The organism is Propionispora vibrioides (assembly GCF_900110485.1).
GTDB classification, from domain to species: domain Bacteria; phylum Bacillota; class Negativicutes; order Propionisporales; family Propionisporaceae; genus Propionispora; species Propionispora vibrioides.
This window is the reverse complement of record NZ_FODY01000005.1, coordinates 54,929-76,276: the sequence shown is the minus strand read 5'-3', so window position 1 is coordinate 76,276 and position 21,348 is coordinate 54,929. Positions and strand designations below refer to the sequence as shown.

The 21,348-nt window shown below is 41.8% G+C and carries 16 protein-coding genes; all 16 read left to right on the top strand.

Annotation, left to right across the window (positions count from 1 at the left end):
• Positions 1-72: 72 nt before the first annotated feature.
• The 16 genes from BMW43_RS05960 to BMW43_RS05885 all read left to right on the top strand — a co-directional run bounded on the left by BMW43_RS05960 (position 73) and on the right by BMW43_RS05885 (position 21,296).
• A complete protein-coding gene (locus tag BMW43_RS05960) occupies positions 73-1,548 on the top strand; it encodes a DUF3375 domain-containing protein (protein WP_091744770.1) in 1,476 nt (491 codons plus the stop codon).
• 19 nt (positions 1,549-1,567) lie between these two features.
• Positions 1,568-2,173, top strand: a complete 606-nt coding sequence (locus BMW43_RS05955) for a DUF4194 domain-containing protein (protein WP_091744769.1) — start codon at positions 1,568-1,570, stop codon at positions 2,171-2,173.
• Positions 2,170-5,577, top strand: coding sequence for an ATP-binding protein (locus tag BMW43_RS05950; protein ID WP_245732240.1), 3,408 nt, complete (start codon positions 2,170-2,172; stop codon positions 5,575-5,577). Before BMW43_RS05955 ends, BMW43_RS05950 begins: the two co-directional genes overlap by 4 nt.
• Positions 5,561-6,745 (top strand): Wadjet anti-phage system protein JetD domain-containing protein, encoded by a 1,185-nt coding sequence (locus tag BMW43_RS05945; RefSeq protein WP_091744767.1) that lies wholly within the window; start codon positions 5,561-5,563, stop codon positions 6,743-6,745. The genes BMW43_RS05950 and BMW43_RS05945 overlap by 17 nt, the downstream gene beginning before the upstream one ends.
• 281 nt (positions 6,746-7,026) lie before the next feature.
• Positions 7,027-9,615, top strand: coding sequence for a sigma-54-dependent transcriptional regulator (locus BMW43_RS05940; protein ID WP_091744766.1), 2,589 nt, complete (start codon positions 7,027-7,029; stop codon positions 9,613-9,615).
• Between the two features lie 214 nt (positions 9,616-9,829).
• Positions 9,830-10,231, top strand: coding sequence for a PTS sugar transporter subunit IIA (locus BMW43_RS05935; protein WP_091744764.1), 402 nt, complete (start codon positions 9,830-9,832; stop codon positions 10,229-10,231).
• Positions 10,232-10,708 (top strand): PTS sugar transporter subunit IIB, encoded by a 477-nt coding sequence (locus tag BMW43_RS05930; RefSeq protein WP_091744763.1) that lies wholly within the window; start codon positions 10,232-10,234, stop codon positions 10,706-10,708.
• 458 nt (positions 10,709-11,166) lie between these two features.
• Positions 11,167-11,925 (top strand): PTS mannose/fructose/sorbose/N-acetylgalactosamine transporter subunit IIC, encoded by a 759-nt coding sequence (locus BMW43_RS05925; protein ID WP_245732239.1) that lies wholly within the window; start codon positions 11,167-11,169, stop codon positions 11,923-11,925.
• A complete protein-coding gene (locus BMW43_RS05920) occupies positions 11,918-12,748 on the top strand; it encodes a PTS system mannose/fructose/sorbose family transporter subunit IID (protein WP_091744760.1) in 831 nt (276 codons plus the stop codon). Before BMW43_RS05925 ends, BMW43_RS05920 begins: the two co-directional genes overlap by 8 nt.
• 143 nt (positions 12,749-12,891) lie before the next feature.
• Entirely contained in the window at positions 12,892-13,935 is a 1,044-nt protein-coding gene (locus BMW43_RS05915; protein ID WP_091744759.1) for a zinc-dependent alcohol dehydrogenase, read from the top strand.
• A gap of 45 nt (positions 13,936-13,980) precedes the next feature.
• Positions 13,981-15,456, top strand: coding sequence for a xylulokinase (xylB, locus tag BMW43_RS05910; protein ID WP_091744757.1), 1,476 nt, complete (start codon positions 13,981-13,983; stop codon positions 15,454-15,456).
• A 51-nt stretch (positions 15,457-15,507) separates the two neighbouring features.
• Positions 15,508-16,038, top strand: a complete 531-nt coding sequence (locus tag BMW43_RS05905; protein WP_091744756.1) for a DUF4428 domain-containing protein — start codon at positions 15,508-15,510, stop codon at positions 16,036-16,038.
• Positions 16,039-16,087: 49 nt separating this feature from the next.
• On the top strand, positions 16,088-16,927 hold the full coding sequence (locus BMW43_RS05900; RefSeq protein WP_091744754.1) for a class II aldolase: 840 nt from the start codon (positions 16,088-16,090) through the stop codon (positions 16,925-16,927).
• Positions 16,928-17,275: 348 nt separating this feature from the next.
• Positions 17,276-18,022 (top strand): N-acetylmannosamine-6-phosphate 2-epimerase, encoded by a 747-nt coding sequence (locus BMW43_RS05895; protein WP_091744753.1) that lies wholly within the window; start codon positions 17,276-17,278, stop codon positions 18,020-18,022.
• Between the two features lie 63 nt (positions 18,023-18,085).
• Positions 18,086-20,365 carry a pyruvate formate lyase family protein gene (locus tag BMW43_RS05890; RefSeq protein WP_091744751.1) on the top strand — a complete coding sequence of 760 codons (2,280 nt, stop codon included), beginning with the start codon at positions 18,086-18,088 and terminating at the stop codon, positions 20,363-20,365.
• A 22-nt stretch (positions 20,366-20,387) separates the two neighbouring features.
• On the top strand, positions 20,388-21,296 hold the full coding sequence (locus BMW43_RS05885; protein ID WP_091744750.1) for a glycyl-radical enzyme activating protein: 909 nt from the start codon (positions 20,388-20,390) through the stop codon (positions 21,294-21,296).
• The last annotated feature ends 52 nt before the right edge of the window (positions 21,297-21,348 follow it).

Sequence of the window (21,348 nt, the reverse complement as noted above, 5' to 3'; positions counted from 1 at the left end):
GTCATAATTCATAAAATCAGTGAATTATGACTCTTTCTTAATTGTCAAATATAGAAAATGAAGGGAAATAAAATGGCAGACTTACAAAATGAATTAGCAGAACATATGGACTATCAATTTCTTGAATTACTGCGGCGAAAAAATCCCGCTTGGCGTCTATTAGCTTCGCCACATGCGTCATTTGTTGCTTCCTTTCTCTATCATGAGTTTATTGCTAAGAATAAAAGGTCTGTTGGTGAACAGGAATTGATTGCGAAGCTTGATTATTATATCTACCGAATAAATGAGGCGGAAGAGCAGGTGCCGTTGCCTAGAGCTGCTCGTGAATATGTGGAAAGCTGGGCGGATGATGATCATGCCTGGCTGCGAAAGTTTTATCCGCAAGGGCAGGATGAAGCGCATTTTGATATTACTTCCTCGGCCCAAAAAGCGATTGACTGGCTTTTAAGTTTAAAGCAGCGCTCTTTTATCGGTGCAGAATCACGTCTGATTACTGTGTTTGATCTAATACAGCAGATTGTAGAACGGTCAGAGGCTGACCCGGTTTTACGAATAGCTGAATTGAACCGGCAAAAGGAAAAAATTGATCGGGAGATTGAGCAGATTCAAGCAGGCAAAGTAGATCTATTAGACGAAACGCAGATCAAAGAGAGGTTTTGGCAGGCAATGGCAACGGCTCGGGAAATTCTTTCGGATTTTCGCGCTGTGGAACAGAAGTTTCGCGATCTGGATCGTGGTTTGCGTGAACAGATTTCTACTTGGAGCGGAGGCAAGGGCGAACTTCTTACCGCTATTTTTCAAGAACAAGATGGAATTGCTCATTCAGAACAGGGGAGAAGCTTTACTTCTTTTTGGAATTTTTTAATGGCACCGTCTTATCAGGAGATTTTTGAAAGGAATTTAGATAAAGTTTTGGCTATGGAGGAAGTGCAAAAAATGGACAATGAGCGTCGGATGCGCAATATTCATTATGAATGGATTGATGCAGGCGCTCATGTACAGGATACAATTGCCCTTCTTTCACAGCAATTGCGCCGTTATGTTGACGAGAACTTTTTAGAAGAAGAGAGAAGAATTGTGCAATTGGTCCGTGAAATTGAAGGCCGGGCGCTAGCTGTCCGAAATGATCCGCCGCGCGATGCTTTTATGGAATTGGACGGATGTAAACCGGAATTTTCCCTGCCAATGGATAGGCCTCTATTTTCACCGCCGGAACGGCCAGAAATAAAAAATGACAATATTAGTGAAGGGGATGCAATGATTGATGCCGATGCCCTTTTTTCACAAGTTTATGTTGATAAGGAAGAATTGAAGGGAAGGATCAGATATCTTTTGCAATCTCACGGGACAATCAGTTTAACGCAAGTTATTGAACATTATCCTTTGCAGTTTGGGCTTACGGAACTTTTGACGTACTTAGTGATTGCCGGTGAAAAAGGGAACGACTGTTTCTCCTCTGACAGTGAGGAAACGATTGGTTGGACTGATGAAAATGGCAAGATGAGAAAGGCTACTGTGCCCAAAGTTATTTTTTTGAGTAAAAAGTAATAATTAAAGGAGAAAAAAGATGGGACAAGGGGATGCGTTAGCTTTTTCACGTGCGGTCGTAGCACTTTGCAAAAATGTTGTAGAAAAAGAGACTGATCCGAAACTGTGGGATGTTCTGATAAGCCAGCGAGGTAAAATTGAAGAATATGTAAGTAAATTAGGGCTTACTTTTATGATTGATGAGATGGATGGATATGGTTACCTGAAGCAGCGAGAATATGACACAAGTGAGGAAGAAATTCCGCGGTTGGTGCCTCGCCATGCATTGAGTTATCCTGTTAGTTTACTCTTATTGCTGCTCAGAAAGCAATTGCTGGAGTTTGACTCTACAAGCGGAGATCAACGGCTTATTCTTACACAAGAGCAAATTGTTGAAAGAATGAGTTTGTTTTTGCGGGATACAACCAATGAAGCGAAATTGATGCGCGATATAGATAAACATATCGATCGCGTAGAGAAATTAGGTTTCCTGCGACGGCTGCGCGGCAAAGACAATATTTTTGAAGTACAGCGTATTATCCGTAGTTTTGTTAATGCCGAGTGGTTAAATAACCTTAATAATAAGCTGGAAGGGTATCAACGCTATGCCAATGGCGACGGGGCGGATGAGGGGGGAGTGATGTGAGGGATTTATTTAATTGTGAAGCAGACGAAGCTGGTATGCTCTTTGGGCATACGCCGGGTTTTCGTTTACATAAACTGGAAGTGTATAATTGGGGTACCTTTGATGGGCAAGTATGGACTTTTACGCCTAAAGGCCAAACGGCTCTTTTAACGGGGGATGTTGGTTCGGGAAAATCGACCTTGGTGGATGCCTTGAGCACTCTTTTGGTATCTCCTCGAAAAGTGACTTATAATAAGGCGGCAGATTCAAGTGCCAAGGAGAGAAGTGTAGCTTCTTACGTAAAAGGCTATTTTGGTATGAAACGAAGCGGTGAGGGGCAGGGACTCCCTGATGCATTGCGTGATGCAAACTCGTATTCGGTTCTGCTAGCTGTTTATTTTGATAAGGGGTTATCACAATACGTTACGTTAGCGCAAGTGTTCTGGTTTGCAGATGCGCAAAAGCCGCCGCAGCGTTTTTATGTGGTCGCCGATCGGGAAATGAAAATTGCCGATGATTTTTCCAAGTTTCAATGTAATATGAAAATTTTGCGGAAACGTCTTAAAAGTGATGACAAGGTACAAGTTTTGGATGATTATACAAGGTATGCTAATATTTTTTGTAGAAAATTTGGGATTGCGCATGAGCAGGCGTTGGATCTTTTCCAACAAACAATTTCCATGAAAAAAGTAGAATCTCTTACGGAATTTGTCCGGGCGAATATGCTGGAAGAACCGAATACGCCGGAAGATGTTGAAAAGCTTATCAGTCATTTCCACGATCTTGACCGTGCCCATGAAGCTGTTCTAAAAGCCAAAGAGCAAATATCATTATTGCAGCCCATTGTGAGAGCGGGAAAAAAGTATGAGCAATTGCAAGGGGCCTTAAAGCAGTTTGTAGAAGCTGGAACAACGCTTGCGCCCTGGGTTGCCGCACAGGTGCTTCGGTTGTTAATAACAGAAATAAATGAGCATGAACAAACTTTGCAGTTTAAGGAAGAAGAGCGGCACCGGACGGAAGTAGAACTCAATAATAACGAACGCGATTTAGAAGCTTTAAACCGGAATATTTATCAAAATGGCGGCGGTGCATTAGAGGAACTTAAACAGGCCATTGAACAAAATGAGACACAATGGCGGCAGATGAAGGATATACGCCATCAATATGTAAAACAGGCGGGTGTTTTACAACTGCTTCCTCCGGACTCATCAGAAGCTTTTAGACAGAATTTTAATAAGCTTTTTGAGCTGCGCGAATATGAGGTCAAAATAAAAGATCAATTGGACATGATGCTTGTTGAGCAACTTACAGAACAGAAGCGGATAGAGGATGAACTAACTCACAATACTTCGGAACTAGAATCGCTTCGTTCCAGAAAGACGAGCATTCCTCGTAATTATATTGAAAAGCGCTGGGAATTGTGTCAGAGTCTAAATATTGCAGAGCAGGAAATTCCGTTTGTTGGCGAGTTGTTAGAGATAAAGCCCGAAGAAGCTACATGGGAAGGTGCTTTGGAGCGCTTACTGCATAATTTTGGCTTATCAATGCTAGTGCCTGAAAAATATTACCGTTCCGTCGCGGAATGGGTTGATAAGACGAACTTAGGACTCCGCTTCGTATATTACCGGGTACATGAGGAAAAACGGCAGCCTTTGCAGGAAGAAACAACCGCTTCGGTGGTCGCAGACAAATTAGTAATTAAACCGGACACTTCTTTTGGCAGTTGGTTATCACAGGAACTTTTTCAGCGCTATCGCTATGTTTGCTGTGAGACCATAGAGGAGTTTCGCCATGAACGGTATGCTGTCACGAAGGCCGGACAGATTAAGGTGAATGGAAAACGTCACGAAAAAGACGACCGTCGTGCCTTGGATGATCGCCGTAACTTTATATTAGGATTTTCTAATCAAAAAAAAGTTGCTGCTTTAGAAGAAGCGGTAAAGCAGACTCAAGACCAACTGCAGCAAGTGTCTGAGGAACTTTTAAAGATCAGGGAGCGGCAGAAAAGGAATGAAGCTAAGCTTGACGCTGTAAAGGAACTGGAACGGATTAAGGCATTCTCTGAAATTGATACGGTTGCAAAAGAGCAGGAAATTGCTGAAAAAAAAGAACGGCAAAAACAGTTAGAGGAAGAAAATGACATATTAAAAGCTCTGCAGGAACAATTGAAAAACTTAACCGAAAAGAAAAAGCAGCAAGAGAAAAGATTGATTGATTTAAAATCCAAAGAAGAAACATTGAAAGACAAACTTAAGAGTTTAAAGGAAGACTATAAAAATAGTCAGATGATTGTTGAACAGGCGACGGAAGCGATGCGGGAAAAAGACTATGCTTTTCTTGAAAAAAACAAGATGAATGCATTGAAAGATCAATCAATTACCTTGAGAAATGCCGCTCTACAGGAGCGAAACTACCGGGATTGGCTTGATGGGGAACGGGATAGTTTGAACGGGGAGATTCAGAAAACGGGTCAGACTGTTGTGAGTACGATGAGTTCTTATCGCCATAAATATTTGGCGGAAATGCAGGACATTGATGCAAGCATTGAGGCGTTTGTCGAGTATGAAAAAATCCTGGAGAAGTTAGAAAAAGACGGCTTGCCTAATTTTGAGCGGCGTTTTAAGGAATTGCTTCACACGAATGCAATCAATCAAATTGCATTGTTTCAACAGAATTTATATAAAGCGCAAAAACAGATTCGCGATCGTATTGATCAAATCAATGACTCTCTCAATAATATTGACTATAATCCAGATCGTTATATAAGAATTGAATATGATGAGACCCATGACTCGGATATTAAAGATTTTCGAGTGCGCTTGCGGACCTGCACCGAAGGTTTCTTCGGTAGCGAGGAAGAGGAGCAGTATACGGAAGCGAAATTTTTGCAGGTAAAAGAAATTATCGAACGATTCCGTGGGCGTGAGGGAGAAAACGAAACAGATGCGCGCTGGACTAAGAAAGTCATTGACGTGCGTAATTGGTTTTTGTTTTCTGCGTCAGAGCGCTGGCGTGAAACAGATGAGGAATATGAGCATTATACAGACTCTGGAGGAAAGTCCGGCGGGCAAAAAGAGAAGTTAGCCTACACAATTTTAGCAGCCAGCCTTGTTTATCATTTTGGCTTGAAGGGACAAAATAATCATCCTCAGTCCTTTCGTTTTGTGGTTATTGATGAGGCTTTTTTAAAAAGTTCGGATGAGTCAGCCCGCTTTGGGTTAAATTTATTTCAAAGCCTGGATTTACAGCTTATGATTGTTACGCCTTTGCTTAAGATTCCGACAATATCTAAATTTGTTTCCCATGTGGGGCTGGTGCATCATGACGATGTGTCGCATCAGTCAATGGTACGAAATATTACCATTGAAGAGTTTGAGAAAGAGCGGAAGCTAAGGGAGGCTGCTCGTTATGTTAAAATGGTCTGATGCTAAGACTATCCAGGCAGAATTAGAAAAGAGGTGGCAGAGTGGGAGGATTTTGCAACACGTACTGGCTCAGGACGATTTATTTCCGTTAAAGATATCCCTTAAGAGACCACAAAATTCCGAGATTAATACCAATTTTTCAGAAATTTTTGCATGGATTAAAAGTTTAAAAGAAAAGAGTAAGCAAAACCTTGGGCATGGCTATGAATTGGTAGAGAAGGAGATTCATCACAGACAATCGGGGCGAAATGTAATCCCGACCCATGTGGTCATCCCTACCGTGCAGGATGCGCTGCGTTTGTTAAAAAAAGAGCGGGAGGCAAAGTGGTTTGGCGAGCTAACCAAGATGATTATGACAGAGTGGCCTATTTTAAGTGAATGGGTATTTGAACACCCGATTAAAGTTTTAGAAATTGGTGAGGAATGGAATCAGATTGTAGCCGTATTGAAATGGTTTTCTGGGCATCATAGATCGGGTTTGTATTTGCGCCAACTGGATATCAGCGGTATCGATACAAAGTTTATTGAACAGAGAAAAAGCCTGTTCACGAAACTGTTGGATATTGTTTTACCGGAGCAGGCAATTGATAAGAATAACACAATTTTTGAATTGCGTTATGGATTGCAGATGAAGCCAATTAGGATTCGGTTTCGCTTATTGGATCCAATGCTGCTTGCTCAGGGAGTTTCTGATATGGAAATTCCTCTGTCGCAGTTTGCTGCCTTTTCTCCAGCTGTTGACCGAGTGTTTATTACAGAAAATGAGATTAACGGTCTTGCGTTTCCTCCGGTTAGCAAGAGTTTGGTGGTTTTCAGATTAGGATATGGGCTTGATGTATTAAAATTTATACCATGGCTTCGAGATAAAGATGTTTATTATTGGGGTGATATTGATACGCATGGCTTTGCTATGTTAAATCAAATTCGTCACTTTCTGCCGCAGACGAAGTCACTGCTGATGAATGAAACGGTTTTACTAGACCATAAAAAATTATGGAGCGACGAGGATAAACCGGTTGTCGGTGAATTAACTAAACTAACAGGGGAAGAAAAACAGTTATTTGTTTCTTTGCAGGATGATAAATGGGGGAAGGGCGTTCGACTAGAACAAGAACGCATTGCTTTTAATTACTTAGTAAGAGATTTAGACGGTTTATCAGTTCTATGAGTCATCAACCTCCGGCGCAGCATAGCTTGTATGCCGGAGGTTATTTTTATTGGCTTCAGCCAGTGGAGCGCACGAATTTAGCGCTCCACAATAAACTAATATAGGAAAAAATGATTGCTTGCTCTTATCATTTCTAGTAAGATTACTTTAGACATTTATCAAAATAATTTTAATTTTTGAGATTACCTGTAGTAGCTACGGTTTTGTGTGGCAAAAAACTTCCGGCTGTTTGTGTTCCATCGGCTGAACTCACTATTTGTATATAGATTGGTGGAGAATATATGGATCATCAGGTTGTATTAAAAAGAGAAGAGAAAGTATATTTACAACTGGAAACATTAACTTGCCAAATTGATGAACAGTCTATTGGGCAGCAACGCCAGATTGGTTATGATGCCACAACCATCGGACAGTGTTTACATATCAGCAGAGCCAATACCAGCAAGGAATTAAATGAGTTATTTAAAGAAAACAAGTTATTAAAGATAAAAGGCAAGCCAGTCTATTATTTGCACAAGGGGATTATGGAACAAAAGCTGGGCATGGTTTTTGCCGATAATACGTTTGATGACATGAGCGCGTTTAAAGACTATTTGCTGCATAATCAAAATAAGAACAACTTCCCTAAGGAGGTTATACAGGAACAGAATAACAGTGTGTTTAGCAGCTATATTGGTGCCGACGGTTCGTTGAAAACGCAAATTGAACAGGCTAAGGCCGCTATTTTATATCCCCCTAACGGACTACATACATTGATTACCGGTTCCACAGGCGTAGGCAAGACTACTTTTGCGGAAGCCATGTATAAATACGGGATAGAAACAAAGATATTTAAAGAGGATACACCTTTCGTCATTTTTAACTGTGCTGATTATACGGATAATGCACAGTTGCTCTTATCTCATCTCTTCGGACATGTGAAAGGAGCTTTTACCGGAGCGGATAAGAATAAGGAAGGTCTGGTAAGCCGGGCGAATCAGGGAATCCTCTTTTTAGATGAAATTCATAGACTGCCGCCGGAAGGGCAGGAAATGCTGTTTTTGATTATGGATAAAGGAATTTACCGAAAATTGGGAGAGACCGATCTTTATCATACGGTTAATGTAAGGATTATCGCGGCAACAACAGAGGACCCCAATACGGCCGTATTAAGTACTTTTCTTCGCAGGATACCGGTGATAATAAAAATGCCGGATTTAAGTGAGTTTACCCTGCAGGAGAGGCAGGATTTTATTTATGAATTTTTTTCAGTAGAAGCGCAGCGCATCGGTACCTCGATTAAAGTCAATCATGAATTGATACGGATACTCATGCTTTATGAGTGCAATGCCAATATAGGCCAGTTAAAAAGCAATATACAGCTTATCTGTGCGAAAGCTTTCCTGGAATATATAAGGTTTAAGCAGGATATGATTATTGTAAAGTTGTCTCAGCTATCTAGTAATATGAAAGATGGTATTTTTAAAATTAGTGAATATAGGAAAAATATGACACAAAATTTTAATAATACCTTAGTAACGGATATTGTTTTTGATTGTTCTCAAACTGATCAGGATAAAGAGCCATTGGTGCTTCAGGATAATAGCTTAAGTGATAACTTCTACAAAATCATCGAAAAAAGCTGGGAGAAGAGAGTTAACAGCAATTTACCGGAAAATCAAATCTTGCAAGAATTAAATAATCAGATAGATAATTACTTTGATACATTGTTTTCCAAGATTAAAACCAAGAATTTTTATTATACTAAAGATGTAATTGCTAAAATTGTTGATGTGAAAATTATTGATATCATTGAAAGAGTATTAAACGAATCAAAGCTATTTGGTACAGATTATAATAAAAAAATATTATACGGACTGGCTTTGCATATCAATGCTTTAATTATAAGGTTGCATAATGGCTACGAGAACTACATAGATAATCAGCATAAGACGCAGCCTAAACATAAGGAAGAGTTCCAGGTTGCTACAAAATTACGCAGCGAACTCGAAACCGAATTCTATATTAAAATACCGGATGATGAAATTGCTTATTTAACCATGTTTCTATATGCTTTTCGGGAAGTAGGAGTCCGTAAGAATATTGGCGTTATTGTTGTGGCCCATGGTGATAATACTGCAACAGGCATGGCGAAAGTGGCAAATCAATTGCTGGATACAGAGCACGCGTATGGGATTGATATGCCGTTAACAGCCAATATTAAAGATATCTATGAAAAGGTCAAAGAAAAAGTAAAAGAAATCAATCGCGGCAAGGGAGTGCTGCTATTGGTCGATATGGGATCATTGCTTTCCTTTGCCCAGATGATTACAGAAGAAACAGGCATTAAAACCAGCACGATTGATATGGTCAGTACGCCTATCGTGATTGAAGCTACCCGTAAATCACTATTTTTAGCGGACCTGGACATCGAAGATTTAACAGCCGATATACAAAAAATCAGATCGGAAGAATATAATAATCGGGATACGCCAGCTATTATTGAATTTAATCATAATAAGATGAATGATTATTTTCAAGATAACATTTTAAGGATCTTAGATGAAACACTTAGCTTTTTGGATTCCAGAAAAATTTATCATATGTTTGATCAAGTATTAACGGAAATAGCGGATGGCTTAGAAGTTGAAATAGATGATTGCCTGCGAATCAAGTTTATCTTCCATTGTGCTTGTATGATAGAAAGAGTTTTGCGAAATATTTCTTTAGAATACGATAAAACGGATGCTATTTTGGAAACGAATATGGATATGATTTCTTTAATAAAGGTTAAACTCAGCAAAGTAGAAGAGTTTTTCGAGATTTGCATTCCTGACACGGAATATGTTTTTATCTTTAATATATTTAAAACACTTGCGAAACACATTTGACTGATAAACCTATATTTTGAAACTGGTTGTAAATCAACCGGTTTCTTTTTTTTTCATGTCAACAAAATGTAGGGATTAAAAAAACTTTTGATTGAAACGCATTTTGGCACGAAACTTGCTTTAATTATAGATGAGCAGACATCAGATAGAAAAATACTCAGTGATATGTCGCCAACAAGAAATGGATGAATTATAACGGAAAAGAGGTTGAAGAATGAAAATCATAGTAGTATCCCACGGCAGTTTTGCCAAAGGCTTATTGGAAAGTGCGCAGATGATTATTGGGAAACAGGAGAATGTGGTTGCTTTTGGCTTATATCCTACTGATAGTACGCACACCCTGAGAAATTTATTGGAGGAGGAGATGAAAAATTCCGAAGACAAAGAAGAGTTTTTATTTTTGACAGATTTATTTCACGGCAGTCCTTTTAATGTGGTGGTCTCTTTAATGAAAGATTATCCTATCTATCATATTACGGGCATTAACCTACCTCTATTCATAGAAATCATGAATAAACGCACTTTGTTGAAAGGTGAGGAACTGTGTGCGGAAATTATGAAAAGTGCCAAAGATTCCATTTCTGATGTAAAAAATTATTTGAAGGAGGTCATGTAAATGAAAAATATCGTTGTGGCAAGAGTGGATGACCGGCTGATTCACGGCGAGGTAGTCACTGCCTGGGCACCAAGCTGTAATGCAACCCGAATTGTTATCGTAGATGAATTGGTTGAAAAAGATCCATTCAATAAACGGATTATCAAGGCGTTGGCACCGTCTGGAATTACGGTGGATGTCTTTTCTGTTGAGCAGGGAATTAATGACTTAAAAGGTAACTTTGACGCTGGCGAAAGGATTCTGATATTGACCAAAAGTCCGATTACTTTTGAAGCATTAATTGATGGCGGTGTTGGAATCAAAGAAGTCATTTTAGGCGGTATGGGGCTGCGGGGAGAAAGAAAACCTTTTATTAAGAACGTGTCCTGTTCACCAGAGGAAGTAGATTCAATTCGGAATATGATCAATAAAGGCATAGATGTTTATTATCAATTAGTTCCTGATCAAAGATCAATTGATATAAAAAACTTGTTATAAGGGGCTTTCATGGAAACAGCGAGGTTACGCAATAGTAAGCTTTTGAGTTTCTAAGTGTAGCGGTAAACTCAATTAGTTTGCTAATGATGTTTGCGGAACATGGAGTTAATGCAGTTCTACAGAAAGTTTTTCTGTATCGACAGGTAAGCGCGTGATATCACAAAGTTTTGTCTTGGTTGACCGTATACATGGGCCATTGGAAATTTACGTCCCATTTTATCATAGAAAAGCAGTTTCCCATCAGAAATGCCTGTTCTTTTAGCCGAGAAGCAGCCGATGCGATCTTACGGTGAATTCGTCCTTTGGTGAAGTAGCTACACCAAGCCCATTTGCTTGGCTTTGCCTAAAGGTCATTAGGAGATAATGGTTGTGTTTTTTTACTGGCTGTTTGGTAAAACGTTGTTGGTGATTTCAGATACGGAATGTGACTAACACTATATTGTGAAAGAGAGGGATTCATGATGTCAGCGTTCGATGCGTTTTTATGCGGTTTGGTTTACTTTTTTGCTATTGGGAATCTTCCTTTCGTCGGTCTTTGGTCTTTGCAAAGACCTCTTGTCTGCGGTTTTATTGTAGGGATTATACTGGGAGATCCTTTGAAAGGAGCTATGATTGGAGCCACGATTAATCTGGTCTACTTAGGCTTCATTTCCGCTGGTGGCAGCATGCCAGCCGATATGGCATTGGCTGGGATTCTGGGAACAGCTTTTGCCATTACGGGAAATTTAGATGCTACGACAGCCTTGTCGCTGGCAGTGCCTATCGGGTTATTGGGGACGATTGTCTGGTATGGGAGGATGACGCTTGATCCGATCTTTGTTCATGCCGCGGATAGATATATCGAAAGAGAGGAATATCACAAAATCTGGCGAGCGAATGTTCTTTTCCCGCAGCTTATGTGCTTTGTCATGACAGTTATTCCCTGTGGTCTGGCAGCTTATTATGGATCGGCTTACATTCTCAATTTCATTAATTTACTCAGTGGTAATATTTTAACTATTTTTAAAGTTATTGGTCAAATGATGCCGGCATTAGGGATTGGCATTACTCTACAATATATTTTTAAGGGCGATGCCCGGGTGTTTTTCTTCTTTGGGTTCGTGCTAGCCGTATATTCTAAACTAAGTTTATTACCGCTAGGCGTCATTGCAGCCATTATCGCCATCATCTATGTACAACTGCAGCCTGCTACAAAAGGGGGGACTTTAAGTGAGTGATCAAAATGAAAAACGATTGCTAAGCAAGAAAGATTTAATGAAAGCCTTTCTGATTTGGGAAACCTTTCCTCAAACGTGCTATAACTATGAAAGAATGATGGGACAGGCTTGTGCCCATATGTTTGCTCCTCTCATTATGAAGCTGTATAAAAATGATCCTGAAAAGCGAAAAGAAACAATGAGGCGTGAGATTGAGTTCTTTAATGTGCATATTGAGTTTGGAGCATGTATTTTAGGTATGGCAGTTGCCATGGAAGAGCAAAAGGCTTTAGGAACAGAAGTACCGGGAGAATTTATTACTAGTATAAAAACATCACTAATGGGACCTTTATCTGGAGTGGGAGATACTATCTGGCAGGGAGTGGTTATTCCCATATTATTGGCAATTTGTATAGATATTACTTTGAGTGGAACTGTTGCAGGATCTATCATTTATGGTACCGTGATTGTCGCTTTAGCTTATGCATTTAGTTATTTTAACTTTATGTTTGGCTATAGATCGGGAATTGAGGCCATCATGAACTTCCTAGAGCAAGGCACGCTAAATAAGATACTGAAAGGCGCGGAGATTATGGGTTGCATGGTTATGGGAGGATTAATATCCAACTATGTCACCATGAAGGTAGGATTAAATATTGTTAGTTCGACGTCTACCTTTAATGTACAAACCCAATTTTTAGATGCAATTATGCCATCTATTTTGCCTTTTGGTTTCACCTTATTAGTTTATTCTTTGCTAAAACGCAGGAAAACTTCATTGCAGATTATCGCCATGATTATCGCCATCGGTGTCATTGGCGGACTGACAGGGATTTTGGTGTAGTCATAAGTCGGTGATTATGGGGTAATAAGAGTGATTTTAGGAGGAACTTTCTAAAATTACTCTTACTTACTCTTTCATTATGGATAAAATGATAGTCCGTCGTGATAAGCATAAGTTGAAATAAAGGTAAAAGGAGAAAGAAAATGAAAGCACTAGTGCTGGTAGGAGCCCAAAACATCGAGATCCGGGAATTGGCAACACCAAGCCCCGGAACTGGTGAAATATTATTGAGAATCAGGGCAAGCGGAATTTGCGCAAATGATATTCGTGATTATAAAGGGAATAATCCATACAGTTTACCCCGGGTTGGCGGGCATGAGTATTGCGGAGAAATTGTAGCACTGGGGGACAAGGTAGATAAAAATCAATTTTCAATTGGTCAACATGCCGTGTCTTATATCATTCCTGCCTGCCGGGAATGCAGCTATTGTCGGCAGGGTAGAGAAAATTTATGTGAAAAAGCGCCTGTGAGTAAGACTTTTTATTCAAAGGATGGAATATCCGGTTTTGGCGGCTACGCCCAATATATTGCAATTGATACGCGTGATGTATATGTATTACCGGAGGATATCCCTTTTGAAATTGGGGCATTTACAGAACCGCTGGCCTGCGTTCTCAATAGCATCGGTCATGGGAAAATTGAAATCGGTGATCTAGTCGTAGTGATTGGCGGTGGAGTTATGGGGTTGCTGCATATAAAGCTAGCCAAGCTGAGAGGTGCCAAAGTCATTCTAAGTGAACCGGATATGAAAAGGAGGAACCTTGCTCAAATGTACGGCTGCGATATCGCCTTTGATCCAAGGGAAAAGGACCCGGTGGATTACGTTAAAGAGTTAACCGGTCATAGAGGGGCGGAGGTTGTGTTTAATACTACGGCTATTCCGGCGGTGGCAGAACAAGCAATCCGCATGACTAGTGCGGCTGGCCGGTGCATATTGTTCAGCTCCATGCATCCTAATACTCCCTTACAAGTTGATGGTGGTCGTATTCATTCCCAGGAGACTGTTATCACAGGATCGGTTAGCCCGACGGTATATTCCTTTCAACAAGCAGTTAAAGTAATCGCTGAAAAAATGATCGACTTTACTCCGCTAATTCATAAAGTGTATCCGTATACAAGTGCAACAGAAGCTTTTGAGGAAGCTTCGCGCCCGGACACCTTAAAAACGATTCTACGATTTGATTAACGGAGAAAATCGTAAACGGAACTTTCGTAGAAAGAAGGGCGATGGATGGCACTTTTTATTGGTGTTGATGTGGGAACTTCTGCGGTTAAATTAGTATTGATCAATGAAATGGGCAGACCGCTCGAAACGGTAACCAAAGACTATGATAATCTTTCGCCTCAACCTGGCTGGAGAGAGCAAGAACCTGAAATTTGGTTCGCAAATATACTTGCGGGAATGAAAGAGCTGTTAGATCCCGGTGATGCCTCAAAGGTGGAAGGTATCGGTGTTACCGGACAGATGCATACAACGGTTGTGCTGGATGCCAAGGGGCAGAGTATCAGGCCGGCTATCATGTGGAATGACACGAGAACCCATGCTTTGGTTAGCAGGGTAAAAACCGAAGTTGACAAGGATAATGAAACTAAAAAATTAAAAAACATAATTTCTACTGGTTCTCCGGCTGTTAATCTTTTATGGCTGAAAGAAAATGAAAAGGAAAATTTCCGCCGAGTCAAAACCATGCTGATTGCCAAAGATTATATTGTTTATCGCTTAACCGGCGTTATGTCCACAGATTACTGCGATGCGTCCACTTCCGCCTTATTCGATTTTGACCGGCAGCAATGGTCGGCGAAGATGCAGGCGATGATTGGCATAGATCATATCTTGCCTGAAATTAAAAGCTCGGCAGCTATCGCCGGTTCTTTAAAAGAGGAGTTAGCCAGTATGCTAGGAATGCGCAAAAACGTAAAAGTGGTAGTTGGAACAGGCGATAATCCGGCGGCCACGATTTCGGCAGGCGGCATTGATATTGATTATCCCGTTATATCCTTAGGAACTTCTGGTGTGATTTGTGTGCCTTGCAAGCAAGCCAATTTTAGCGGAAGGGCAAAAAATATCTTATTTTCTATTGCCGATGATACGGTGATCAATCTATTGCAAGGCGTGGTGCAAGCTAGTGCCTCCTGTAATAAATGGTTAATGGAGAATGTACTTGCCACCCATGATTATGCAGGGGAGCAAAGAAAGATTAACTATGATGAGCTGGGAAAAAATGATGTGATGTTTTTCCCCCATTTGACCGGAGATAAGCTGGTCTTTGCCGATACGTTGATTCGAGGCGCGTTTCTGGGCTTAGGCATTCATACAGAGAGACGGCATTTGACTCAAGCCGTGCTGGAAGGTGTTGCGTTTGCCTTTCGGGATGTTGTTGAGGTTTTACGGAGCATGGGAATAGAATTTAAAAGAGCTAAGATTGTTGGTGGTGGCGCACAGAGCGAACTGTGGCTTCAGATTTTGGCGAGCGTCTTGCATATTACGCTGGATAAATTGAACATTAGCTCCGGTCCTGCTTACGGAGCCGGTATATTGGCTTTGTATGGCTGCGGATATTGCAATTCTATCGAAGAAGTAGTAGATAAGCAGGTGGTTGTTGCCCAAACGATTCAGCCTAATGAGCAACTACACAGCTTATATGAAGAAAAATACTCCGTATATAAAAGAATATATCCCGCCTTAAAGGCAATTTTTCCTGGATAAAGCTTGGTACTTGAAGAAGTTTTGCAATTTTACGGGGAAAGGAGGTGCAGCGTGTTTACTGTAACATGTGCTATTTGCAATAAAAGTGTATTCTTAGGAAGGTTTAAATTCATTGGTGGATATGTCTGCAAAGCCTGCTATGCTATAGTAAGCAGACATTTTACCGAGACGATTGTGCAGAAAGAATATGCCGATTTGCTGGAGATATATAATCAGTATAAGAAAAATCAGTTATGTATTGACGAGTTTGAAATTACCAAAAAGATCGAAAACATCGTATTGTTTGATGAGAAGCACAAGCTTATTTGTCTACCTAATCATCGGATGTTTACGTCAGGAAACAGGCTGCCGGAAATATTTAAGTATACTCAAATTAAAAAATGTGAAATAAGAGAGAAGCAAGCACAGGATAATTGGATTGAAAAATTGCATGTCGATATTTTTCTACAAGATAACGAGCAACCACGGGTTAGCATTGTGTTGCTTGCTAAAGCAGTAAGAAAATCCAGCTTTGCCTATGTCAAAGCGTTGGAGTTATCAAAACGAATTGTGTCAGAACTGGAAGAGGTTATAGCTAGTTAGAGTAAACTTACTATGATGATAGATATATTTTCTGTAAAGGGTGATAAAGATGAAAATCGTTAATGGCTTTGATTTGATCAAATATGCTAAAAGTAATTGTTATATTTTACCTGCCTTTAATACCACAAATCTAGAAATGACGAATGCCATTGTTCAGGGACTTGCGAGAGCCAATATTCCGGGATTTATCCAGATATCCTCCAATAACTTGCGGCTTTCCCATCCCAAGGTCATTACTTATTTAACCAATAAGGCCTTGGAGAAAGTCGATGTGCCTATTGCCCTGCATTTAGATCATGGCCGTAGCTTTGAAGATGTCAAGGCGTGTGTAGATGCCGGCTTTACCTCGATTATGATTGATGCCTCGCATTTGGAATATGAAGACAATATTAAGTTGGTAAGGAAGTGCGCCGACTATTGCCACTTCTATAATATTCCCTTGGAAGCCGAGTTAGGAACAATTAAAGGTAAAGAGGAAGATATTGCTCACGGTGATACCGACAAAACAAATCCTGCTTTGGTTTTTGATTTTGTATCAAGGGCAAATTGCGACTTGCTGGCCGTAGCGGTGGGTAATGTGCATGGTTTGGACTTAGAACCGGAGTTGGACTTGCCTCTTTTAGAGAAAATCTCTCAAGTGTGCCCAGTGCCGTTAGTTTTACATGGCGGATCCGGGATTCCCAAAGAGGCGATTTTGGCAGCTAAAAAGTTTAATTTGGTAAAAATCAACATTGCTTCGGAGTTAAGACGGAAGTTTATCAGCGTGTTTGGTGAAGCCTATCAGGAGGATACCAATGCGCATGATTTAATTTCGCTAAGCATAGAGGCACAAGAAGAAGTTGCAAGTTTAGTGGAAGAAAAAGCATTAGGATTAAATGAAAAGAGATAGTTTGTTTACTTAAAAATAAACATAAAAATCATTATGTATTAAGTTAGAAGAGGTTACCGGTGTTCTCCTTGTGAGCAACAAGTCCGGGGCCTCTATTTGTTTTGTGTTAGATTACGCTGATTATATAGTGCGTTAAGCTGGACAATTAGATAACTATATGTCAGGATCTTCGAGAAAATGTAATTTATATAAACTAATAATGCGATGTAAAGATATAAAATGATTTAATATGAATTAAAATGAATTGAAAAGAATTGTTGGCGGTGTATAATAAAGGAAGAGAGATAATTGTTTGAGGTAATTAGTAAAGTTGTTGTAATCTAAATTTAAAGGAGGTACAGTGTATTTATGAAAACCCAGGACCCTAAGAAAAGGCAGCTTATTGAGTCGTTGGCAGGTTTAATTGTGTCTTGTCAAACGCAAAAGGATGATCCGATTCATACGGATGACATGGTTGTCAAAATGGCGGAAGCGGCCCAGTGGGCTGGTGCCAGCGGCATTCGGGCCAATTCGCCGGAACAGATTAAAGCCATTAAGGCCAAGGTGGATTTGCCTGTCATTGGACTATATAAAATCTGGTATGAGCATACCGATGTATTTATTACTCCTACCCTGGACGCCTGCCGACAGGTGTGGGAAGCGGGGGCCGAAATCATTGCCCTTGATTGCACCAGTCAGCTTACGGAGGAGGGCAGACCGGCCTATGAGCTGCTGCCTGTACTGAAAAAAGAAATCCCCGAAGCGATTATTTTTGCTGATGTGGCCACTTATGAGGAAGCCAAGCGGGCGATTCAACTGGGGGCAGACCTGGTAGCACCCACCTTATACGGCTATACGGCGGAAACCAAACATATTGAACAACCGGATATACGGGAGTTTGCCCGGATGTGCCGGGACTTTAAAGAGGATGCGTATATGGTGATGGAAGGCCATATCTATACGCCGGAAGACGCCATGAAGTGCATGTATTTAGGGGCCCATGCCGTTGTGGTGGGAAGTGCGATTACCAGACCGCATCTGATTGCCAAAAGGTTTGTGGATTTGTTGAACGGATATCAGACAAACTGGCGTGATGCCGAACGCAGCAAGCATTAAGCGATGGCTGCCCGCCGTAGGGTAGTACTGTAATTGACAGCTTAGATAAAAGGAGATGAAAAAATGGTTATGTCCCAAATAGATGGGATTCAAAATGTAGAGGTCAGCAAGAAAATCCCATCGGAAAAATCTCCCTTGGAGCAATTGGCAATTATGGAGCGGTACACAAAGGCACATAAGGACTCGTTGGGCTTAGCAAAGGAAATGAGAGAGGTTGCTTGCCTGAGAACCATCTATCCGGCGCTTTTCCGGGAGCTGGAGGAAACCGACACCCTGATTGGGCGGCTGGATTTTTTGCCCATAGGCTTTGGCTGTGTCACCTCGGTAGGCGGTGTGGGTCATTACTGTGTGTTTAACAAGCTGCGGGAATTTAAGAATCAGTTTCAGGACGAAAGGATAAAAGCACGGGTCGATGCGTTGTACCGGTATTGGATGGAGCATGATACCAAGGCTTTATACTGCAGGGATGTTTTAACGGAAGCCACGATCGGCCGGTTTGTGGATGTTGATTTTCCGTTGATTGCTACAGCGAGACTTAGCGGCATGATGCTGGACTATCCCAAACTGCTGGACTTAGGGATTGGCGGGCTAAGGCGGCTGCTTCAAACTCATCAGACAAATGACCGGAATAATCTTTTTTATCAGGCCGCTCTGCAGGTGTTAGATTTATTCGTAGATTGTGCCGGTTATTTGCAAACCATGGTGTTGCGGCATATGGAAAAGGCCAATAAAAATAGAAAAAAAGAATTGCAGGTTATTTTTGACAGCCTGGAAAAAATCAAGCAGGATAAACCGGAAACCTTTCACCAGGCCCTGCAGCTATTTTGGCTGTATGCGCTGTTGGCTGGGGTTATCAATTATGGCAGACTTGACGATTACTTCGGTCCCTTTCTTGTCCGTGATTTAACTAATCATAGAATCACGGAAGAAGAAGCCAAGCAGCATGTAAAGACATTGTGGACGCTGATTGAAAACAGGCGAACTACGGTTAATGGCCGGATTATTGTGGGTGGCAAGGGCCGGCAGCACCCGAAGGAAGCCGATGTATTTGCCAGGCTTGCTCTGCAGGTGACCGGCGAGTGCCGGTATGTGGAGCCTCAGTTTACGCTGCGCCTGTCGAAGGACACGCCGGAGGACATCTTTGATCAGGCGCTGGATTTGCTGGGCCAGGGCGTGACCTATCCGACGCTGTACAATGATCAGGTCAATATTCCTGCCGTTATGTACGCCATGAACGTCGATGAGCAGACGGCGGAACAATATGTTCCCTTTGGCTGCGGGGAGTTTGTCATACAAGGGCAAAGTACCGGCACACCCAATACCTGCATCAACCTGTTGAAATTATTAACGATCGTGTTAAATGAGGGCGTTGATCCGATGGATAATATAAGAAAGTCGGGACCGGTTCAAATCGGACCGGTGGAAACCTTCCAGAGTTTTGCGGAGCTATATGGCAAGTTTCTGGAGCTATTGGATTATTATTTTGACCTGTCGATGAGGGCCCAACTATACTCCTATAAAGTTATGAACGAGCAAGCGGCATTTTTGTTTACCAGCCTGTTAATGGATGATTGTATTGCCCGGGGTAAAGCTCTTTTGGACGGTGGAATCCGTTATTTGGGCGGGACCAATGAGACCTATGGCAATATCAATACATCGGACGCGTTATATGCCATAAAGCAATTGGTGTTTGATAAGCAGAAATATACCTTGAAACAGTTGCAGACAGCCGCACTGGCTAATTTTGCAGGGTATGAGGCAATCAGGCTGGATTTGCTCCGCTGTGAAAAATACGGCAACGACCTGGAGGCTGCAGATTCTCTGGCCAATGAATTTTATGAGTATGTTGCCCAGGGAATCAGGGACCGGGGCATACAGGCCGGCATGGCCTATTACCTGATCGTTATCAGTAACAATCAGCTCAACACGGAATGGGGGAGAAAAACCGCCGCTTCTTTAGACGGCAGACTGAGTGGCATGTTTATGAATCCGGCCAACAATCCGCAGGGCGGCGCTGATCGGTCCGGTCCCACGGCACTGTTAAACTCACTGACTAAGTTTAAGGCGAAATATCACGGGGGAGCAGTGCAAAATATTAAATTTTCCCCCGTCTTGTTCAATCAGAATCGGGAAAAAATCAAAGCGTTATTCAAAACCTATTTCCGTAAAGGGGGCTGCCAGTTGATGGTCACGGTCGTCGACAAAGGAGTACTGGAAGACGCGGTTATTCACCCGGAACGGTATCCTCATCTGATTGTAAGGGTCAGCGGTTTCAGCGCGGTTTTTGTTAATCTGGAGTCTGATGTACAGCAGGAATTGCTGAGCCGCCATCTATATGCGTAGGCCGGAGGAGGAAGCGAAGCTAGTGGTAAGCGTTCTGGAGATCGAACGTTTTGCCCTCCATGACGGGCCGGGGATCAGAACGGTGGTTTTTCTACAAGGATGTCCGCTGTTTTGCCCCTGGTGTGCCAATCCGGAGTCACAAGGTAGCAGCAAACAGCTCATGTATAATGAAAGAAAATGTGTCAGATGCCACATCTGTATAAAGCAGTGTTCACAGCAGGCAATTCATTTAAATGAGCACAATCGTCTGGTGTTTGACAGAAGCCTTTGCGGCAATTGCCGCTTGTGCGGCGAGCTTTGCCCGCAGCAAGCGATACATTTTCCCGGTGTGAACATGGAAATTGCGGCGGTGCTCGCGACAGTGGAGAAGGACCGGGCTTACTATGAAGATTCACAGGGCGGAGTTATCCTTTCCGGCGGGGAACCCTTTACCCGGTATGACGGCTTTTTGACTCTGCTCAAGGCACTCAAGGCCGGGCGGCTGCATGTGGCGGTAGAAACAACAGGCCAGACTGGCTTGACAAAGCTGATGGAAGCTGAGCCCTATATCGACCTGTTTCTTTTTGATATAAAACACGTAAACGATGAAATATTAAAAGCGACCACCGGAGCCGAGCTGGGTGTCATTCTTAACAATCTAGCTTATCTTGCCAAAAAGAACCCGCAAAAAATTATCATTAGAACACCGGTAATTCCAGGCTTTAATTATGAGGTGGCCGTGTTGGAGGGGATATTTGACCTGGCTGTCCGATATCGGATTAAGGAAGTGCATCTGCTGCCTTATCATACACTGGGCAGGAATAAGTATGAACAGCTTGGCAGAGTATATGCATATAGCCTGGCTACTGTAAATATGCTGGCCCCAAGCGAGTTGGCGCCGTATGTAGCCAGTGGAGCCGCCAAGGGGCTGCGTGTGATGATCGGTGGTTGATGATGCGCAGGCCTCTTGTTGGACTTACTGACGGAAGCCTGACGTTAGCTGT